Annotated in this window: 1 protein-coding gene; it reads left to right on the top strand. The window is 57.8% G+C overall.

The genetic code is table 11. The annotated features are described in order from the left end of the window. Positions 1–619: mechanosensitive ion channel family protein (locus NW844_RS13070; protein ID WP_414336267.1), on the top strand; the 619-nt coding region annotated here is incomplete at its 5' end. Positions 620–673: the final 54 nt, after the last annotated feature.

The following is a 673-nucleotide window of genomic DNA, read 5'->3' as shown; positions in this document are numbered from 1 at the left end:
TCTGCGCTTGGGAGATCTGATCGGGCTGTTGGGGTTAGGATCGGTGGCCATCGGTTTTGCTTTTCAAGATATTTTCAAGAACTTCCTGGCGGGCGTGCTGCTGCTTTTGAACGAACCTTTTCAACTCAATGACCAGATTATCGTCGGAGATTTTGAAGGTACAGTTGAAGAAATCAGCATTCGCTCCACCCAGATTCGCACCTACCAAGGAGAACGGGTGGTGATCCCCAATGCCATCGTGTTTACCAGCCCGATCACGGTCTTAACCGATCGCCCTTTTCGCCGCACCGATCTGGAGATTGGCCTCGACTACAACACACCCCTGCCCAAAGCTCTGGAGGTATTGCGGGAAGCCGTGCAGGGAGTTGAGGGGGTGCTGGCGGAGCCCCCCTTTGAGCTGGACATCGTCGGCTTTGGCGACAGCTCTATCAACTGTGTGGTGCGCTACTGGACTCGGCCCCGCAAGGCGGAGGTGCGCCGCGTCCGCACCCAGGTGATGATCGCCCTTAAGCAGGCCTGCGACCGGGCCGGATTGGTCATCCCCTACCCGATTCGCACGGTGTACCTGTTCGACCAACAGGATTTTCAGGATCGCATCCCCACTTCCAGAGCCGCCTAGGGATAGCGGGCCAGCAGCATTTGGAACCGGCTCTCCCCCAGCAGCACCGCATTG

The organism is Synechococcus sp. H55.2 (assembly GCF_047462495.1).
In the GTDB taxonomy this organism is placed as follows: Bacteria; Cyanobacteriota; Cyanobacteriia; order Thermostichales; family Thermostichaceae; genus Thermostichus.
Note: the sequence above shows the minus strand (reverse complement) of the source record. Positions and strands in the feature narration are given on the sequence as shown.